Source organism: Candidatus Zixiibacteriota bacterium (assembly GCA_020853795.1).
In the GTDB taxonomy this organism is placed as follows: domain Bacteria; phylum Zixibacteria; class MSB-5A5; order CAIYYT01; family CAIYYT01; genus JADJGC01.
The window spans coordinates 1-19,361 of the sequence record JADYYF010000079.1; the positions used below are offsets into that span (position 1 = coordinate 1).

Sequence of the window (19,361 nt, forward strand, 5' to 3'; positions counted from 1 at the left end):
CGGAGATCGACACGGCGCCGCTGCAGTCGGCATCGCCATTCCCCGGCGGTGTCGGGGGCGGGCCACCGGCAAAGATGTAGTTGATCAGATAGACGGCATCGGAAATCGACCAGGCGCCGCTGCCGTCCGAATCGCCGGGCTTAAAAGGCGTGCCACCGTCGCGGCGGAAGAAGCTGATGCCGCCGTCATCCTCGCCGATGATCAGGTCGAAGTCGCCATCGGAGTCGATGTCGCCGCGGGTCAGGGTCACGCGCAGGCCGACGTCGCCGAAGCTCAGCGAATCGGACTGAGGGATCAGGGTGAGGGAATCGGGAAAAGCGCCATTGGCGGCGGTGTTGCGATACCAGGTCAAGCCGGCGCCGCGGCCGCCGAGCAGCAGATCAGTTTTGCCGTCATTGTCCCAATCCACGGCATGGGGGATGGTGAAATCGCGCGCGGTTTTCTTGAGCAAGGTCTTGGTGATCAGGGTCAGCTGGGGGTTGCCGGTGGTGCCAGTGTTTTCGTAGAGCAAGACGTTGGCAAGGCCGTTGAAGTCCCACTCACCGACGACTAGGTCGGTCTGGCCGTCGCGGTCGAGATCGACGGGCACCGGCACGGCGAGCTGGTCGGTCTTGATGCCGGCGTACTGGTTCGACGCCAGCACCGCGGTGAAGTTGCACGCATCGCCGTCGTTGCGCCAATATTGGATGAAGCCGAGCTCGGTGCCGATCAGCAGGTCGTAGTCGCCATCGCGGTCCCAATCGACGATCGCCGGCATGGAGGAGAACCCGACATCGATGGACTGGAAGAAATCGGTCAGGTGTTGAAATACCGGGTTGCTGCGGGAGCCGATGTTGGCGAAGTGGGTCAGCCGACCGTCACCGTTGCCGATCAGCAGGTCGAGATCGCCATCGCCGTCAAGATCGGCGAGCGCTGGAAAGCTGCTACGGCCCAGATCGATTTGGTCGACGAGGTTGCTATCGATGAGCAGGAAATTTGCCACGACTGGTGTGCCGGTATTGCGGAGAAAACGCAGGTTGTCGAGGTTTTCGCCGTTGGCCAGGCCCATGACCATATCCAGATCGCCATCGCCGTCGACATCCGCGACCGGCGCATGATTAAAGCCGAAAGTAGAGTACGAGGCCGCGAGAAAGGTGTCGGTCAGGTACGTCAAATCCGAGGCGGCGGCGGTACCGCTATTGCGGAAGAGATAGAGATTGGGGTTGAAGAGATCACCCCAGAGCAGATCGGGGTCGGTATCGTTGTCGATGTCGGCGAAGTTGATGGCGCTGAAGCCGTGCAGGGGTTCGGCGGCATTGCCCAGCCCGGGACCGCTGCCTCCGGGGAAGGCCAGAATGCTGTCATAGAAGTCGGTGACGAAAGTGAAATTCGGCAGATTCGGCGTGCCGGTATTGCGATAGAAGACCAACTGGCCGCCGGGATCGCCGAGGAAGAAGTCGAGGTCGTCGTCGGCGTCGATATCGACAAAGTCGGGAGTGTTGTTTGTGCCGCTGACGATGCCGCCGAAATTGCTGCTGATTTCGACGAAGCTGATATTCGTGCCGACGCTCTGATTGCGGTAGTAGCGCATGCCGTTGGCGAGGTTGTCGCAGAAGAGGTCGAGATCGCCGTCGGCGTCGATGTCCACCAGCCGGTGCCAGGCGCCGATATCGATGCCGCCGAGGCGTTCGGTGACCGGGGTCCAGAGCGGCACGGCGGCCGAACCGGTGTTGCGCAAGTACTGCAACTTCCCTTGCGGGTCGCCGATCAGCAGGTCAATCAGCAGGTCGCCGTCGAAATCGACCAGCGAGGGCTTGGGATTGTTCAAGCCACCGTAGAACGGCAGAGCGATGGTATCGCCGTCGCGCATGACCGGGAACGGAGAGTACTGGCGCGTATACTGGGCGGAAGCGGCGCCGGTCAGAAGCAGCAGCATGAGCACGGCGGCAACACGCAGGCAGTACGTCATAAGATTGAGCGTCGGCAGTCGATCTCCTCTTACCCGGCGGCCGGCAAGAAACAGGGGTGTAACAGCTACCAATATAGTCCATTTCCCCTCGTTGTCAACCCGCCGCGGCCGGCGGAGAATTCATCTGCCAATTTGCCGATCATTGAAGTATAATAGAGGTATGCGACGGCTGATTGTCATGATCGGGTGTCTGGCCTGCGGCTGGCTGATGGTTAGTTGCGGCGACAATTCATCGGAGTTGGCGCCGGCGCGGAGCGCAGCGCAAAACGCACCGGATCAATTCATGACCAATGCCGAAATCTACCTGACCAGTGACGGCATCCGCAAAGGGACGATCAAGTCGGACTCGCTCAAGATCTATTCGCGCATTGATACGACCTTACTTTATCAAGTCGAGATGTTCTTCTTCGATTCTTTGGGCAACCACACGTCGACGCTGACAGCCGATTCGGCGCGGGTGAGCCAGCGCTCGAACTCGATGTGCGCGATGGGGCATGTCAAGGCGTGGCGCACCGACAACCGCCGGATTCAAGCCGATTCGCTGCGCTGGGACGCCAAGTCGGAGAAGATTGTCACCGAGGGGTACGTGGAAATCTACCGGGGCGATGATATTCTCACCGGCTACGGTCTGGAGACGGACCAGCGGCTGGAACAGACGATCATCAAACGCAATCCGCGAGGGACGTTCAGTGAACCGGCCAAGAACAATCGTTAGTTTCATCCTGGCGTTGACGCTGGCTGCGGTCGCACTTGCCGCTGAGCTGAAGCCGGCGGAATTGCGCAAGCTGACGCAACAGGAGCGCAGCCAGGACGGATTCAAGGGGGATTCGGTCGGCACGCCGGTCAAAGTGGTCGGGGTGGGCGAGAAGAAGAAGGACTTCTGGTTGATTCCGGTCTTTCAGGGCGACAAGCTGGCAGCAGTCTATCGCGACGATCCGCGGCGCGAGTCGGTGACGGAGGTGGCGAAGGCAACGGCGTTGCGGTTCTGCCGCGCCGATCTGTTTGAAGCATCGAGTGCGGCACAGGAGCTGACCCGGGCCGGGGTTGAGAATCCGCAGCCGGTGCTGATCTCCTGCGGACCGCTGTCGGCCTTCGGGGCCACCAATACTGGTTGGTATCAACGGGTCGGGGAATCCTTTGTCTTGCTGTCGTTGGGGGGGAAGCTGATTTCAGAATCCGAGGTCGAGCAATTTTGGCCGGAGTATCTGCCGGTATTGCGCGCGTTCCGACCGTAACGGGCTACTTCCCTGCCGATCCATTCCGCAATCTTCCGCTCAAGATTTCCGCTGACTGAATTCGGTAAAGAAGTCGAGGGTGATTTCGGTCTCCCACGATTCGCCCGGCGCAAGTCGAATGGGCCAGCGCGGCACCAGAATCAATCCCTGCATAACTTTTTCAAAGCCGCCCTCGGATAGCGACACTGTGTAGAGCGGATGTGACCACCATTCGGCGGCGGATTTGACGCGCCAGCGGAGCGCGAAGTCGTAGAGACGACTGTGAAGGAGCACCTCGCGGCAGTTGGAAATGCTTAGCGGCGCCGTGAGGTCAGCCGGATGGCCGGCGGCGCGAAGTTCAGATTCGTTTGGCGGCCAGGTGAAGCTGCCGCAGCCGAACTCAACGCCGAAGTCGGCGACCAGCGTGGCGGAGCTGGGGTTATGCAACCGGTACTGGGCGACGATGGAACCGCCGGAATCGGCGAAGCGGAAACGCTTGGATGATTCGATTTGCACCTCTCCCAGGGGCGTCGCAACGGTCGGCGCCGCCGTGAGCGTGACCGCAAGGCCCTGAGAAGTGGATTCGTGCCGATGGTCGTACTTGTGCGCGGTCAGGACAGACAGTTCGGCCGCATGAGACAAGACGAAGCGTTCGAGCGATTCGCCGGGAGAAAAAAGGTGATCGACAAAGAAGGCGCGACGGTAGTTGTCCTCCAGCAACAGCTTCTCCAGCCCATCCTCCTTGACCAGCACCAAATCGTGGATCGACTTCGTGCCGGCGGCGGCGGTATCGGGGGGAGTCAGAAGCTTGCGATGGTAACCTTCTTTGCGCCGACTGACGACATCGACCAGGTTCTTGGCGATGTCGAGTTGATCCAGCTCGACAATGGCGCCGCCGAGCGCGGGCGCAATGAAAGCTTTCTGCGCTTTGCCGGTAACGATGATCTCGTCGGCGCCGTCGCAATCGAAGTCGGCGACTTCGACCATGACCCCGGATTTGGCCTGGCCGAGCGAGCGACGCAAGAGCGCTTCCGAAGCGATGGTTTCCTGATACACGGCACCGCGCAGGTGGGGCAAGTAGAGGCCGCCGAAGACGCCGTGCCAGTAGGGGCAATTGCATTGGCCGGCGAAGAGCAGTTGGCGGGCGGATTCGTAGTCCTCGAGGGTCAAACTTTTGCGGCTGCGTTCCAGCAGTTCACTGACGTAGAGCATCCGCTTGTGGAGCAGGTTGCTCTCGGCATACTTGGTCTGGAAGTTGCGCCAGTAGCCGCCCTTGATGAATGCCTCATGGGCATCGAAAAGGTGGAGTTCTTTCAGCCGATGAACGAAATCGTCGTAATGCTCGATCACATCCGCCGGCATAGCCCATTCGTTCATCTCGGAATAGGAAGCGGTCGGAAGGTAGACTCGGCCGCGCGGCGGCAATTGGGCGAAGGCCTCGCCGAAGGTGAGCATTTCGATCCAGTCGAGATTCTCGCTGATGGTGCGCAAGAATCGTTCGAGCCAGCCATCGACGAAACAATGTTCGTAGGTTCTCGGCCAGACGCCGAATTTTTCGCCGTCGTCGGCGTAGACGCCAAGGCGGTGGCCATCGCCGCCGGCAAGACCGCGCAGGTAACTGACGGTGGCGTCGGGATCGGCGAAGGGAATCGTATAGCGCAGGCGTTTGGCGATGGGGAACAGGCCGAGGGCGGCGCCCTGGTCTTCGGTCAGGTAGTAGCCATCCAGTTCGTCGGCACAAAGGCCGGAGTAACGAAAATGGATATCATCGAGAATCGTGTACTTCACACCGGCGGCGCGCAGATGGATCGGCAGCGTCGGCTCCCAGACACGTTCGGCCAGCCACATGCCGATCGGCGTCACGCCGAATTCGCGGCGGATGAACTCAGTCTGCATCTCGATCTGCCCGCGCTTGTCGCGGTCGGGGATCGCCGGCAGAATTGGCTCGTACATGCCGCCGGTGAGCAGTTCCACTTGCCGGCGATTGATGAGCGAGCCGAGTAAATCGAACATGTCGGGATGGTACTGCTTGATCCACTCCAGCAGCACGCCGGTGAAATGCAACGAGATGCGGAAATCGGGATAGCGCGACAGAAGCTGAAGAAACGGCAGGTATGATTTCTGGTAGGCCTCTTCGATGACCCAGCCGAAGTTGCCGACCGGTTGATGATTATGGATTCCGAAGCAGAATTTGACTTGGTTCACCTGGCTTTTCCTTGCCGCGTCGGCCGGCCGTTCCGATGGACTGATTCTGAGATTCATCTCTCATGGTATCGGCGGAAGGGGCCAAAGCATTTGCCTGTCAGCGAGAAGATGTTATGTCGTCAGCAAATCTGCTAATTAAACTCTTGACAGACTGGTACGATCCTTTTTATCGTAATTCATCCAGCTTTACAGTGGAGGGAGGTGATATCTGATGCGTAAAGTCCTTGGTGTTCTCCTCGTGGTTTTTGTCGCGGCTTTTATTTTTGGCGCCACCGCTCCGACAGCCGATGCCGGTCCCTGCTACTACAAGTGTAGTTGTGAAGGTACGCCGCTGAAGTGCTGTATCAACAGCTTTGGCGTAGAAGTCTGCAAGCCGGCCGGCGGTGTGATTTATTGCCCGGCCATCATTACCTGCTAGGCAGGCGATCAGCCCTGTTGATCGAATGCCAATGCATCGCCCGGCGGGGTGACGGTTTCGGCCGGACCCCGCCGGATTGTTTGCCAACTGAAAACGATGAGTGATTACGGTTCCAAGTCATGATGAAGCGAATTCTCAAGCAGGCCGGGCTGGGGGCGTTAGTTCTGGCGCTCGCTGCCGTCGGCGTATATCTCGGCATGACGTTTCGCGAGATGCGGGCGGCGCAGGACCGCGATTTTCTTTATTCCCAGGGGCCATCATCCAAGCTCCTCGTCGGATCGACCTTTCCGAATTTGGAGTTGGTGTCGACCGCGCCGGGAGCGATTCCAACCTCCCGCTTGTACTCCGGTAACGGGTCGATTTTCATGTTTCTTGAGCCCGGTTGTCCACCGTGCGAGAGCATGACCAAGAAATGGCAGGGCCTGATCGATGAAGGCAAGATTCCCCGCGAGCGCGTCGTCGGGATTTCCTTCGGCGAGCCGGAGAATCTCGAAGCGTACGCCAAGCACAATGGTTTGACCTTTCCGATTTACAGTGATACCGCAGCCGTTTTCATGCGTGATTTCGGCGTCGCCGATTTCCCGCTGCTGGTTGTCGTCGGCAAGTCGGGCACAATCCGGATGTTTACTTACGATCACCGGGTTAATTTCGATGCCGCTGCCATCCAGGAGCAGCTAAGCAATTAGCGCCGGCAATCGCTGAACAGCCGCTCAAGGATTGAACTGCCGGGTCGCTTCAAGTTTCCGCTCGAACCCGCGTCGATGCGTCGGCCGTCGTTGGCGCACAACAACTTACCTTCGCTCAGGATTCCCTGCGGTTTCGGCACTTCCTCTGCTCTACAATCCGGTCTTGATCCAAAGATCTGTATTCTGGATAACAAGCGAAATACCGGAGCGGAACATGTTGAGCTTACGTGTCCTTGTCAGCCCCTACCACCTCGTGAGTTTCATCTCGCTGGCGCTGATTGTGCTGATCCTCAGTTGCGAGCACCGGCCGCGCACTAATTCGCAGCGGCAGCGACGCGAGACAGCCGAGATGGTTGCCGTCACTAGTCCGGCGGCAGCAGTTGCCAGCGATTGCCGGCCACAGATCGAGATCTGAGAAGAAATCAGAACGACAAGTAGCGGATAATGCAGTAGAGGGAAAAGAGGACGTGCAGGAAGAAGACAAACGCGAGCAGCAAATAGAGCCAACGCCGCTGCGGGTGGGCTTTGGCGCCCCAAACGCTGAGGAGGCCGAGGATCAGGCTGACCGGGCTGATTGCGACCAGCGCAGTAATCAAGACCGCGAAGACCCCTTCATTCCCCGTCGCGTCGGAGCTGAAAAACAAGACGTAGGCGGTCATTGCCACCAATAGCAGCAAGATCGTCGTGTAGATCGCGACGAAGCTGACTTTACGTCTGGGCTTCTCCTGTTCTAAAACCACGACCAAAATTCAAGGCGGAAGAAGCGGGAAATCTTGCGCCACACGAGTCCGGCAATGGAAATCTTGCCGCAGTCGACCTTGGCATATCCGGTCATTTCCGGCAGCAAATGGTGGTCGTCGTTCGGCACGGTCGCTACCGCTTTCAGATGCGGCGCGAGCGCCAGCTTGGTGACGACGCCATGGTGTTTGACGCCGGGAAAAGCACTGACGCGCAGCTCGACATTCGAGTTGGTAGAGAGGATATCGAGGTCGGCTTCATCAAGATCAACTTCCACCACCAGCGAGTCCATACGCGCCAGATGCAGCAGATCCTTGGTCTCGGAAACGCCGACCAGCACACCGTTGAACGGGCTGAGGATGACGGAAGCATTAAACTGATCGGTCAGATACTGGACGCGCGATTTGAGTTTTTCGATCTCGGCGTCGCTGCGCTCAACCTCTTCGGCTTTGGGCTGGGACCGCAGCAGTTTCAGTTCGCTTTTGCGGGTGTCCCAGACTGAGCTGGCGACATTGAAAGCGGCGGAAGCGCGCTCGTATTCCGACTCCGAGATCAGTTGCTTGGCGTGCTGCTCTTTGACGCGATTGAATTCTTTGCGCGCGGCCTCGTATTTGGCCTCGGCTTCCTTGATCTCCGAGCGCTTCTTGGCGACCTCCTCGGCCTTGGGATCGGAGAGCAGTAGGCGGCGGTCGGCTTCAGCCTTCTTGAGGTCGGACTCGGCTTCCGCCAGCAGGCCGCTGTTGAGGGTCGAGTTGATGATCAGCAACGTGTCACCGGCGGCAACGGTATCGCCGACCGACACCAGCGGCTGGATTTGGGTGACGGCGAAATCGGAGGCGGAGAGTTGGAAGACCTTGGCGGAGTTTTTCTCGAGGACGCCGCCGCGATAATGCGAGCTTTCGAGCAGTGCGGGGGCTACGCGAGTGACGACAAACGATTCGGCAGCGATCAGGTGCGCTGCCCCACCGGAGGTTTGCCCGACACGGATCAGCAGCGCGAGCAATACGACTATCACCAGCGTCACGCCGTAACCGACGATGCGCTTCGGTTTCATCCAGACCTGCTTCCTTTCACGCCATACATCCCTGAGGCGTCCGGCTGATGTCGCAATTGGTTGTCCAAAAATAAGGAAACAAAGAGCGACGAACAAGACAAATCCGGTGCCGCGCCAGTGGCCGATCAAGAACTGGCCGCCGCGGTAGACGATGAAGCTGATGAGCGCGACCGAGTAGAGCAAAGAGAGGATGCCGTAGCGCCAGTAGATTTTGCGTTCGCGGGCGCCGGGCTGCAGGAGCGCGTCGTCAGCGCAGCCGAAAAGGCGAACTTTGATTCGGGTCCAGATGTGATTGAAGGCCTTCTGGCGCAGATTCGGGATTTGCAGGTAGTCGGCGAGGAGGTAGTAGCCGTCGAGTTTGATCGCGGGATTCAGGTTGAAAACCAAAGTCGCGAAGCAGACGGCGGCGGTCCAGTAGAAGACGCGGTTGAGCCAGACCCCTTCGATCGTCAGCCGCCACAGCAGCGCGAAGAGCGCCCAGAGGAGCAGTTGGAAGAAGACGCCGGCAAACATCACGATCAGGCGCTGCTGTTTCTTGGGAAAGAGATAGGCATCCGAGAGATTGCAGTAGAAGGCGGGCTGGAAATAGAGCAGCAGGAAACCCATCTCGCGAACGCCGCCGCCGTAACGTTTGCAGGCGTAGGCGTGGGCGAATTCGTGCACGGTGATGACGATAAAGAGCGCGACGATGATCGTGACGACGTCGCCGGCAGTCAGGATCGCCATCAGGCTGAAGGGAAAATTCTCGAGATTGGCGAAGAAGACGCTGATGCCGATGATGATCAGCAAGATCTGCAAGGCGACGGCCGGCGAGGAGTAGAGCCATTTGACCAGCGGATAGGTGCGATTGAGGAAGGCGTCAGGGTTGAACGCTTTGAGTTTGACGAAGAGTATCGATTTGCGCGCTTCGCGGCGGGTGGCTTCTACGCCTTCCAGAAAGCCGAGTTTGCCGAGGCTCTCGGCGAACTGCTCGACGGCCGGCGGGGTAATCGTCAGGTTGAAGGTGCGGATGAATTCGTCGGCGATGTCGGCAAAAGAGTGAGCGCCATCAAGGAGGTTGAGGAGGCCGAATTCCGGCTCGCGCAGACGGATGAACTTGCCGGTGTCGGGGGACTTGACGGTGTAGTAGTCAACCTCCTGGACACGTTCTACCTGCACGAGCAGGTCGGGACGGCGTTTGGGGAATTGGTTCATGCGTGCGGTCACATCCTGTGACGAGGAAATGTATTGTCGGCGCGGGTGCGGGTCAAGGATTGAGGAGGGAGGCACCCCCACCCCCGGCCCCTCTCCCAGGAGGAGAGGGGAGGACAATGCGGCTCGTCGTTTGAAGTGTCAGCTTCGGAACGCTCGAAGGTAGTGGCTGGAGCGGACAGCAACATATACAACCCCTGGCCACTTTGCTGAGGGGGAATTGGTTTCGGCGAGTGAAGTGGATGCTCATGAGGCGCGGGTTGGATGCCGGCTGTGGAGGACGAAAAGACTCGACGCAACAGGAGAACAACTGGCTTTGTTGCGATGCGGGTGGGGAGACTCAGTGGAAGCGGTATGGTGGCGAAGGACACACCCCGTCTCGAGCCCGCCAGAGGGGAGGCAGGAGTGGCAGCTTGACGAACGGAGCGGTGGAGATGGCTCTGCGCTTTGTCAGGCGGGCTCGATCCACCCCTCTCAAGAGGGGAATTTGGACACGTGCGTCGCTAATAGTCTTTCAATTGCTCCTGGCCGGAGAGGAAGCGCATGCCGGCGGCGGCGAGGGCTTCCATCTCGAATTCGCCGCCAACGACGATCACTTTGCCGAGGAAGCCGACGTACTTGCTGATTTCATCCACCAGGCGTTGTGACTTGGCCATGCCGCCGGTCAGGACAATGGCTTCGTATCTACCTTTGAGTACCACTGCTGCCTGGCCGATTTCCTTGGCGATCTGGTAGGCCATTGCGTTGAAGTAGAGCAGCGCCTTCTCGTCGCCCTCGCGGATCATCTTCTCGCACTCGCGCAGGTCGGCGGCGCCGATGTAGGCCACCAAACCGGATTTGCGCGACAGTTTGTCGAGCAACTCCTTCTCGGTGAATTTGCCGGAATAGCAGAGTTTGACCAGCGGGCCGATCGGGAGCGCACCGCAGCGGTCAGGGGAATAGGGCCCCATGCCGAGCAGCGCGTCGTTGACATCGACGACGCGGCCGCCCTCGAGCGCGGCGACGCTGACACCACCGCCCATGTGGGCGCACACGTAGTTGACCTCTTCGAGCTTCTTGCCGGTTTTGGCGGCTTCGCGGCGGCAGACTTCCTTGATGTTGAGCGCGTGCACGCGGCATTTGCGCTGGATTTCGGGAATGCCGGATACGCGCGCGATGTCGGTGAAATTGTTGGTAGTGATCGGGTCGGTGATCATACAGGGCACGCCGAAACGCTCGCCGAGGTGGTGGGCGATGATGGCGCCGAGGTTGGAGGCGTGGTTGGAGTATTTCATGGTACGCAGGTCGTCCAGCATTTGCGTGCTGATGGCGTAGGAGCCGCCGGCGAGGGGCTTGACCGGCGCGCCGCGGCCGACGACGGCTTTCACCTGTTTCAGGTCGACGCCGAGACCGTCCAGCCAGGGATTGATGTTGTTCATGCGGTACTCGAACGAATCCGCGACGTTGTCGAATTGCGCCAGATCGTGGGCGTCGTGCCGAATGGTTTCTTCGGCGATTTTCTTATCCCCGTCGAACAACGCGACCTTGGTCGAGGTTGAGCCGGGGTTGATGATGATGAGGTAGGTGGGCATAGGGGTATCCTTGTCAAACTGCATATACCGAATTGATGATTACTGGTGCCAAGTAGCTCCGGATGTCATGCGCATGAATGGCAAGTTGCCACCGAGGTCAACTTACCCAGAGCACACGTCGAATCAGCAACTGCCAGTTCCCTTCGACGAGTCGAAAGATCATGAACTGCCCTTCAGCGCAGAGACTGCCGCAGCTTGTCTCGCAAAATAGCAGCGCGAGTGTTCGATCAGCGTTGAAGCCAACCCGAGACAGCCGGACGAAACCGCGGAAACTCGGAAAGTCTTCCCGAAAACTCGTCCAAAAAGGCTTTCCAACGGACTCAAGGTATTCGTTAAACCGAAAGCATACCAAGCCATCGGCTGGGAGAGTCAAAGAATCGAGTACACAGCGTGCTTGATTCTTGCGATCGTAGTCCCGAGCCATGGTGCTGTCCAGATCCATGTTTCTGCGAAATCGATCTCCAAATCCGGAGTATATGCCAAGAGACACTACTGAGTCAGCCACCAACCATCTTGACGGTCCCGAATCATTTGGAGACAGGACAATCAGTGCTTGACGATATACATTGTAGTCATCTCTGTCCGCATCTCCACTGAGTGAGACCTCACCGAGCACAACCGCAGTCTGCATGCAAATCGCGTTCAATATCAGAATTACGAACTTCGGAATTAGCATACTCCCTTCTTCTCTGAACATCGGATCGTTCGCCTCTACACCAGCAACACGTGCAGCCAATCTCATGTATCTAACCGCTGCCGATGAGTCTCGCCGCTTCCGTCAGGAACGGATTCCTGACGGCGCGAAAAATACAGTGACGTCGCAGCATTGGGCGAGCGCAAGGGTCGCCCCTACGGTGATACCGCCGCCAGGTGGATTGACCGTCCGCGGGCGAAGGCCTGCAGGTTGACGGCGACGAATTTTTCTTTCACCTGCGACTTGATGGTGTCAGTCCAGAGCTTCTCGTCAAAGGGCAGCAGGTTCGAAAGCACGCCGATCAGAATCGTGTTGACCAGGCGCGGATTGCCCAATTCGGCGGCGATTTTGTCGGCCTCGACGTCAATCACGTTGTGAATCTTCTTCTTGAGGTCGTCGATGGCGTCCTCAGGATAATGCAGGCCCTTGGTCGAGGTCACAATCGCGGGCACGAGCGTCGTGTGCGAGACGATGACGGTGCCGGCGGCTTTCATCCAACCGGCGAAACGAAGGGCTTCAGCTTTCTCGAAGCCCATCAGGATGTCCACCTCGCCCTGCTGGATGGTCGGCGAATAGACTTTGGGGCCGATGCGGACGTGCGAGGTGACGACGCCGCCGCGCTGGGACATGCCGTGGATTTCCGATTTTTTGACGTCGAGACCGGCGTGCATGGCGACCTCGGAAATGATTTCGGAGGCGAGCAGAACGCCCTGGCCGCCGACGCCGACGATGAGAATGTCATAAGCTTGCTTGGTCATGGGCTACCTCCGTTACACTTTCACAAACTGGCTCTTGAGCACGATCGCCTCGGTGGGGCAAATCTGCGCGCAGAGCGTACAGCCGGTGCAGAGCGTTTCGTCGATGATGGCCTTGGGACTGCCGTGTTCGTTGGTTTCGTGCGAGGCGGCGATGGCCGGGCAGGAAATCCGAAAACAGGCGGAACAGGCGTTACAGAGTTCGGCGTCGATGACATAGGGTTCGTCCATGATGCGTTTCGGCATCAGTACGCAAGGGCGGTTGGTCACGATGACGGAAGGCCCGGGGGTTTCCATCTGGCGCTTGATGCAGGCGAGGGTCGCGTCGTAGTCGTAGGCGTCGACCACCTCGAAATTCTTGACGCCGAGCGCCTGAACCAGTTCGTGCAGATCGACCCGCCCGACGGGATCGCCCATCAAAGTATGGCCGGTGCCGGGGTGTTCCTGGCCGCCGGTCATGGCGGTGGCGCGGTTGTCGAGGATGATGACGGTGACGTTCGACTGGTTGTAAACGGCATCCAGCAGGCCGGTGATGCCGGAATGGAAGAAGGTGGAATCGCCGATCACGGCGACGGTGCCCTTCTCAGAGCCCTTCACTTTCTCCATGCCGATGGCGTTGCCGATCGATGCGCCCATGCAGATGCAGGTGTCGAGCGAGTTGAGCGGTTTGAGCACGCCGAGCGTGTAGCAGCCGATATCGCCGGTGACGGCGACGCCGAGTTTCTTGAGGGCCATAAACGCGCCACGGTGCGGACAGCCGGGACAGAGCACCGGCGGACGCGGGAAGAGCTCTTCCTGAGTGATTTCCGGTTTGACGACTTCGTCGATCAGGCCGGCGTCCTTCAGACCCTGCGCGACCCGCGAGGGTGACAGCTCTCCGAGAGCGCCGAAGAATTTCTTGCCTTCGACCCAGATGCCGGCAGCCTTGATTTGGTCCTCGAAGACCGGTTCAAGTTCCTCGACAACCAGCACCCGTTCGTGCTGTTCGACGAATTTGCGGATGGCATCGAGGGGCAAGGGGTAGCCGAAACCGATCTTGAAGTAGTCAAACCGCGGCGCCACTTCCTTGGCATACTGGTAGGCCACGCCTCCGGAGATAATCCCGATATTGGAGCCGTTGCTTTCGACGCGGTTGAACGGCGTGACCTCAGAATATTTGGCGAGTTCCTTGAGTCGCTCGGCGACGACGACGTGGCGCACGCGGGCGTTGGAGGGAATCATCACGTACTTTTCGGGCGACTTGACGAATTTGCGCTCTTTCAGGTTGACCGGTTCGCCGAGTTCGACAATGCCGAGGGTGTGCGAAATGCGGGTGGTCATGCGGAGCATAACGGGCGTATCGTAGCGCTCGGAGATTTCGTACGCCGCCACCAGCATGTCCTTGGATTCCTGGGAGTCGGCGGGTTCAAGGAAGGGGATGTTGGCGAAGCGGGCGAAAATGCGATTGTCTTGTTCGTTCTGGGAGGAGTGCATTTCCGGGTCGTCAGCGGAGACGACGACGAAGCCGCCATTGACACCGGTGTAAGCAAAGGTCATCAGCGGATCGGCGGCCACATTGAGGCCGACATGCTTCATGGTGACCAGGGCGCGGGCGCCGCCAATGGAAGCGCCGATGCCGACCTCGAAGGCGACTTTCTCGTTCGGCGACCACTGCGAATAGACTGAGCGATGTCGGACGGCCATCGTTTCAAGAATTTCGGTTGAGGGTGTGCCGGGATAGCCCACCGCCATCTTAACGCCGGCCTCGAACGCCCCCCGTGCCACCGCTTCATTGCCCGATAGAAGTTGTTTCATGGTTGACTCGCTTTATGAGGAAGAAGAACAATCATCGAATGAAGCCTCACCACTTCCCCTCTCCCGAAAGGAAGGATTGAAACGGGATGGTCGCCGTCATCGCGAACGAGGCCAAGGCGGCTCCGCGTTCGCTCCTCGCACTGACAGCTCCATCAGACGCAGTCGACAATCGCGCCAAGCGACGTCCGACTCAGTCCCCGAGGGGAGTGAGCAGGGAGCGCCGAGCGTTTCTTGTGTGTCAGGTCGCAACAGCGCACATCGAACACATGCCCTTGAGCGCCTCACCCCGCGCAGCGCGACCTGACACTGGACTGCTATTCGCACCGCCAACCGGCGATGTGAATCTTTTCACAAGTTAATCGGATAACAAGACAGTGGCAACCCTTTTTTCGAGTTTCTGTGAGGGGAAAAGAGTGATCCCACCCTTCGCTGGCGCTCCGGGTGGGCTACAGAATCACGGTGGGCTACTGGCTCTTATCGATATTCTCGGTTTTCCAGACGTAGCCTGCTCGGTCAACACGGGCCGGCAGATTTGGCTTGTCCGCAAAGGCTGGATGGGCTATTCATCAGCCATGCCGAAACGCAGTCTGCTACAGAAGACTTTTCTCTTTCAGGAACTTGACGGCGATGAGTTTGCCGCGCTGGCGGAGATCACGCAGTTTCGCCGGGTCGATGCCGGGCAGATGCTGTTCTTTGAAGGCGATCCGGCGACGGGGTTCTTCGTTTTACTGTCCGGGCGAGTACGGATCTACAAGTCGGCACTGGACGGCAAGGAATTCACGCTGCATCAGATCACGCCGGGGCAGATGTTCGCCGAGGCGGCGATTTTTCGCGGCAAGACGTTTCCGGCCAATGCCGTGGCCGGCGAGGACTCCGAGGTCGCGTTCATTCCCAAGGACCAGTTCGTGCAGTTGATCACGCGTTATCCGGCGATATCACTCAAGATCATTGCCAGTCTTTCACGCTGGCTGCGGGAATTTACCGTGAAGTTGGAAGATCTCTCGTTGCGCGAGGTACCGGCGCGGCTGGCGAATTTCATCCTGCGGCAGAGGCAGAAACTGGCGGCCGACACTTTTGACCTTGATGTGACAAAGGCGGAATTGGCCAGCCAGCTCGGCACGATCAGCGAAACGCTCTCGCGCAGCCTCAAGAAACTCAAGGACTTGGAGGCGATCGCCGTCGACAACAAACGCATCACCATCCTCGATCCGGCCCTGCTGGATGCGATCGCGAGCGGTGAAAAGCTCTGACCGCTTGACTTAAATCAAGGACTAAACAAGCCCATTATCCGATTCTATCAGCGACGGCAAGATGCACGCAGATGCGGTAGCCGTCAGGAGTGAATCGTGAACGAAAGCAACCACCAGGTCGATAAGCGGCAGTCGCCGGGCAGTACTGCCCAACTCCACAGCGGTGCGCAAACAGGCATGGCGAAGCCAAAGGTCGTCAAGAATCGGCAGAAGCCGATTCAGAAGTGGCGGCTGGCGGTACAGATTGCGTTTGCACTGCTGTGCGTCTGGATCGGCATCGAATTCCACTTCTTCGTCAAATACCTCGAATCGGGCGGCACGGCGGCCTATAGCGAGCGCCCCCCGGGCGTGGAGGGTTTCCTGCCGATCAGCTCGCTGATGAGCCTGTACTATTTCCTCCTCTCCGGTGAGATTCATCCGGCGCATCCGGCGGGGCTGGTGATTCTGGTCGCGATTATTGCGCTGTCGATAGTGTTCGGGAAAGCCTTCTGCTCGTGGTTATGTCCGGTGGGGTTGATTTCGGAGGCACTGGGCGATCTGGGCGAGAAGATCTTCCGCCGGCGGTTGAAAATGCCGCGCTGGTTGGACTATCCACTGCGCTCGCTCAAGTACCTGCTGCTGGCGTTTTTCGTCTACGCGATCTTCTTCTCAATGGGGCGACTGGCGCTGCAGGCTTTTCTCGACAGCCCGTACAATATCGTCGCCGACATCAAGATGTACTATTTCTTCGCACAGATCTCGCAGTTCGCGCTGATCGTAATCGGTATCCTGGTGCTACTGTCGATTCCGTTTCGCGGATTCTGGTGCCGCAATTTGTGTCCGTACGGCGCGCTGCTGGGGATCACTTCGTTTCTGTCGCCGCACAAGATCAAGCGCGATCCGGTGTCGTGTATCGACTGCGGCAAGTGCGCGCTCAAGTGTCCGGCGTTTATCAAGGTCGACAAGGTCAAGACGGTGTGGTCGGATGAATGCACCTCCTGCATGAGTTGCGTCGACGTGTGCCCGGTGGCCGACACGCTGGAGGTCAAATCGCTGATTACCCGCAAGCCGGTGCATAAGCGGTGGACGGCGATCGCGACGGTGGGAATTTTTGTCGCCATCACCGGACTCGGCATGCTGACCGGCTACTGGCAGAACCGGGTCACGACGGAAGAATATATTCACCATCAGCAATATCTCGAAGGTTACGGTCATCCGACCGATGCCGAAGGATTGGGGCGGATGCACGAGCAGAGCCCACAAGTCCCGGTCGGAGCACCACAACGATAATTGGAAGTGAAGGACGTAGATGAGCGAACTGATTAACAATGCCGAGAAGCGCAGGGAGCTGCTCAAGCACCTGATCCTGCAACTGCACAAGGGAGAGGCGCCGGAGCAGGTCAAGACGCAACTCAAGCGCGTGCTGGGCCAGGTGCCCTACAACGAGGTGATGGTCGTCGAGAAGGAACTCATTGAAGAGGGACTGCCCCTCACCGAAGTGCTCAAGCTGTGCGACATCCACAGCGCGGTGCTGAAGGGGGACATCGATCAGAGCGGCGCCAAGACCGCACCGGCGGGGCATCCGGTGGACACGTTTTTGAGAGAGAATCGCGCGATTGAGTGGGAGTTGTCGGCACTGGAGCGCAGCTATGAGGTCATCCGGAAATCGAGTGATGCACCGGCGGTGACGCAGGCGGTGGCCGAAATCCGCGTCAACCTGCACAAGCTCTCAGATATTGACAAGCACTACCGACGGAAAGAGAATCTCGTCTTCCCGTTTCTGGAGCAACACGGCATTACCGGCCCGCCGACCGTGATGTGGGGGAAGCACGACCAGATTCGCGAGTTGCTGCGGACGGCGATCGAGACGTTCGAGCATGCGACCGAACTGTCGGTCGACGAGGCACGAACGCTGGTGGAGCTGGTGTTCAAACCGGCCGCGGACGGCATCGCCGACATGATCTTCAAGGAGGAGCAGATTCTCTTCCCGATGTGCCTTGACACTCTCACCGAGCAGGAGTGGTGGCAGGTTTACAGCCAGAGTCTCGAGATCGGATTCTGCTTGTACGATCCGAAAGACGAGTGGCAGCCATCGGGAGTCGAGGTGACCGCCGGCGAAGGCGTCTCCGCGGCGGGGCGGATCCAGTTGCCGTCCGGCAGCATGACGCCCACGGAACTGAACGCCATTTTGAACACGATTCCGTTTGATCTGACGTTCGTGGACAAGGACGACACCGTGCGCTACTTCACGCAGGGGCGGGAACGGATTTTCGACCGCAATCGCGCGATCCTCGGCCGGCAGGTGCAGTTGTGCCATCCGCCGCAGAGCGTGCATATCGTGCAGAGGATCCTGGAGGATTTCAAGTCGGGCCGCGAGACACGCGCGCCGTTCTGGATTAATCTCAAAGGCAAATTCATTCATATCGAATATTTCGCGCTGCGCGACAAGCAGGGCAATTACCTCGGCACGCTGGAGGTCAGCCAGGATCTGACGGAGAAGCGCGCGCTGAGCGGAGAGCAGCGATTACTGTCGTACGCGAAGGATGAGAAGGAGCCCGTCCGATGACGAATCAAGATCAGATTCTGACAATCACGCCCGACACCAAGATCGGCCCGTTGCTCGATCGTTTCCCGCAGTTGGAGGCGCCGCTGATGAAGCTGTCGCCGGCTTACGCCAAGCTGCGCAATCCGCTGCTGCGCAAGACGGTCGCCAAGGTGGCCACATTACAACAGGTGGCGAAGATCGGCGATGTGGCGATCGGCACGCTGATCAACACGCTGAGAGGCGAGTTGGGAATTGAAGCGCAGTGGCAAAGTGAGGAGAAGAGTGACGCAGTCACCGGTAAGCCGGGCTGGTTGGCAGCGGATCGGATCGCGCAGTCGCTCGATGCTACGCCACTGTTGGAAGCGGGCGAGCACCCGCTTAACCGCGTGATGTCTGATCTGCAGAAACTGGCGGCCGGGAAGGTGTATGAACTGATTACTCCGTTTGTGCCGGCGCCGCTTCTGGACGCCGTCGCCAAGAAGAGATTCGCCGTCTACTCCGAGCGTCAGAGCGACGGGGCGGTGCATTCTTACTTCTGCCGGAACGAATTCGAAGTCTGAGTTTCGGGCAAGACGCGGCAGTCGCTCAGATCACCCGCATCAGGCGGAGCGCATCGCAGCCATCTTCGTAGTAGGCCTCGACACGTTCGAGGATGGAATAACCCGCTTTCTTGTACATCTTCTTAGCGGCGCGATTATCCGCCCGCACCTCCAGAGTCAACCGGTAGCAGCTGCGGCGACGGGCGATGCCTTCGCAGACCTTCAGTAAGCGCGCACCATATCCGCGCCCGCGCATATCGGGACGGATCGCGATGGTGTAGAGGTGAGCGTTGCGGGCATTGCGTCGAAAGAGCAGCACCGCCGAGCCGATGAGCCGGCCGTTGCGTTCGAGCACGAGGGCCACGGAATTAGCTTTGACCATCAGGTAGCGATAGTGGGCGCGGGTGAATAGATCAAATTCGAAACTGAGGTTTTCGAGTTCAACGATGCGGTCCAGGTCGCTGAGTCGTGCCCGGCGGACGCTGCAAGCGCCGGCAGGTCGGTCGAAGGAGATGCGGCGTTCAAGCATAGAGATTTGCGTTCTGCCCGGCCTGGTGCGGAAGGCGGTCTAAGCCGGAATAAGCAGTGTCGGCACTCCGGGTCGCGCGGTACGGTAGAGGGTCAGCGCATTTTCCTTGGGCATGCGGCAGGTAATGATCTCATGGCCGAAGGGGCGCGCGATGGCTTGTTGCAGTTCACGGAGTCGATTCTTAAAGGACGAAGTTTCCTTGCCTTCGATGTCGGTGCGGATATCCAGCACCAGTCCGCCCGCCCAGCGCA

At 59.0% G+C, this 19,361-nt stretch carries 18 protein-coding genes; 9 read left to right on the plus strand and 9 right to left on the minus strand.

Annotated elements, in window-relative coordinates; genetic code table 11:
* Positions 1-2,020, minus strand: a 2,020-nt coding sequence (locus IT585_06155; GenBank protein ID MCC6962816.1) for a VCBS repeat-containing protein, incomplete at its 3' end; no start/stop codon positions are given.
* Positions 2,021-2,108: 88 nt separating this feature from the next.
* Between IT585_06155 and lptC the strand changes: the two genes are divergently transcribed.
* Both lptC and IT585_06165 read left to right on the plus strand, forming a co-directional pair.
* Positions 2,109-2,663: an LPS export ABC transporter periplasmic protein LptC gene (gene lptC / locus IT585_06160; GenBank protein MCC6962817.1), complete on the plus strand. Its 555-nt coding sequence runs from the start codon at positions 2,109-2,111 to the stop codon at positions 2,661-2,663.
* A complete protein-coding gene (locus IT585_06165) occupies positions 2,638-3,183 on the plus strand; it encodes a hypothetical protein (protein ID MCC6962818.1) in 546 nt (181 codons plus the stop codon). Before lptC ends, IT585_06165 begins: the two co-directional genes overlap by 26 nt.
* A 39-nt stretch (positions 3,184-3,222) precedes the next feature.
* On the opposite strand, the gene IT585_06170 is transcribed toward IT585_06165, so the two are convergent.
* Positions 3,223-5,367: a DUF1926 domain-containing protein gene (locus IT585_06170; protein MCC6962819.1), complete on the minus strand. Its 2,145-nt coding sequence runs from the start codon at positions 5,365-5,367 to the stop codon at positions 3,223-3,225.
* 211 nt (positions 5,368-5,578) lie between these two features.
* On the opposite strand from IT585_06170, the gene IT585_06175 reads away from it, so the two are divergent.
* From IT585_06175 to IT585_06185, 3 genes are all read left to right on the plus strand, one after another.
* On the plus strand, positions 5,579-5,785 hold the full coding sequence (locus IT585_06175; protein ID MCC6962820.1) for a hypothetical protein: 207 nt from the start codon (positions 5,579-5,581) through the stop codon (positions 5,783-5,785).
* A 119-nt stretch (positions 5,786-5,904) separates the two neighbouring features.
* Positions 5,905-6,471 carry a TlpA family protein disulfide reductase gene (locus IT585_06180; protein ID MCC6962821.1) on the plus strand — a complete coding sequence of 189 codons (567 nt, stop codon included), beginning with the start codon at positions 5,905-5,907 and terminating at the stop codon, positions 6,469-6,471.
* Between the two features lie 214 nt (positions 6,472-6,685).
* Positions 6,686-6,886 (plus strand): hypothetical protein, encoded by a 201-nt coding sequence (locus IT585_06185; GenBank protein ID MCC6962822.1) that lies wholly within the window; start codon positions 6,686-6,688, stop codon positions 6,884-6,886.
* 7 nt (positions 6,887-6,893) lie between these two features.
* Here the strand turns inward: IT585_06185 and IT585_06190 are convergent, their stop codons facing one another.
* The 5 genes from IT585_06190 to iorA all read right to left on the minus strand — a co-directional run bounded on the left by IT585_06190 (position 6,894) and on the right by iorA (position 14,268).
* Positions 6,894-7,211 carry a hypothetical protein gene (locus tag IT585_06190; protein ID MCC6962823.1) on the minus strand — a complete coding sequence of 106 codons (318 nt, stop codon included), beginning with the start codon at positions 7,209-7,211 and terminating at the stop codon, positions 6,894-6,896.
* Entirely contained in the window at positions 7,202-9,457 is a 2,256-nt protein-coding gene (locus tag IT585_06195) for a hypothetical protein (GenBank protein MCC6962824.1), read from the minus strand. Before IT585_06195 ends, IT585_06190 begins: the two co-directional genes overlap by 10 nt.
* 500 nt (positions 9,458-9,957) lie before the next feature.
* Positions 9,958-11,025, minus strand: coding sequence for a butyrate kinase (gene buk, locus IT585_06200; GenBank protein ID MCC6962825.1), 1,068 nt, complete (start codon positions 11,023-11,025; stop codon positions 9,958-9,960).
* 849 nt (positions 11,026-11,874) lie between these two features.
* Positions 11,875-12,477, minus strand: a complete 603-nt coding sequence (locus IT585_06205) for an indolepyruvate oxidoreductase subunit beta (protein ID MCC6962826.1) — start codon at positions 12,475-12,477, stop codon at positions 11,875-11,877.
* A 12-nt stretch (positions 12,478-12,489) separates the two neighbouring features.
* A complete protein-coding gene (gene iorA, locus IT585_06210; protein ID MCC6962827.1) occupies positions 12,490-14,268 on the minus strand; it encodes an indolepyruvate ferredoxin oxidoreductase subunit alpha in 1,779 nt (592 codons plus the stop codon).
* 572 nt (positions 14,269-14,840) lie between these two features.
* Here iorA and IT585_06215 point away from each other — a divergent pair.
* The 4 genes from IT585_06215 to IT585_06230 all read left to right on the plus strand — a co-directional run bounded on the left by IT585_06215 (position 14,841) and on the right by IT585_06230 (position 18,602).
* Positions 14,841-15,518 carry a Crp/Fnr family transcriptional regulator gene (locus IT585_06215; protein ID MCC6962828.1) on the plus strand — a complete coding sequence of 226 codons (678 nt, stop codon included), beginning with the start codon at positions 14,841-14,843 and terminating at the stop codon, positions 15,516-15,518.
* Positions 15,519-15,695: 177 nt separating this feature from the next.
* Positions 15,696-16,787: a 4Fe-4S binding protein gene (locus IT585_06220; GenBank protein MCC6962829.1), complete on the plus strand. Its 1,092-nt coding sequence runs from the start codon at positions 15,696-15,698 to the stop codon at positions 16,785-16,787.
* Positions 16,788-16,806: 19 nt separating this feature from the next.
* Positions 16,807-18,063, plus strand: a complete 1,257-nt coding sequence (locus tag IT585_06225) for a DUF438 domain-containing protein (GenBank protein ID MCC6962830.1) — start codon at positions 16,807-16,809, stop codon at positions 18,061-18,063.
* Positions 18,060-18,602: a DUF1858 domain-containing protein gene (locus IT585_06230; GenBank protein MCC6962831.1), complete on the plus strand. Its 543-nt coding sequence runs from the start codon at positions 18,060-18,062 to the stop codon at positions 18,600-18,602. Before IT585_06225 ends, IT585_06230 begins: the two co-directional genes overlap by 4 nt.
* 25 nt (positions 18,603-18,627) lie before the next feature.
* Here the strand turns inward: IT585_06230 and IT585_06235 are convergent, their stop codons facing one another.
* Complete coding sequence (locus IT585_06235) at positions 18,628-19,110, minus strand: GNAT family N-acetyltransferase (GenBank protein MCC6962832.1); 483 nt, start codon at positions 19,108-19,110, stop codon at positions 18,628-18,630.
* 39 nt (positions 19,111-19,149) lie between these two features.
* The coding region (locus IT585_06240) for a hypothetical protein (protein MCC6962833.1) at positions 19,150-19,361 on the minus strand (212 nt) is incomplete at its 5' end.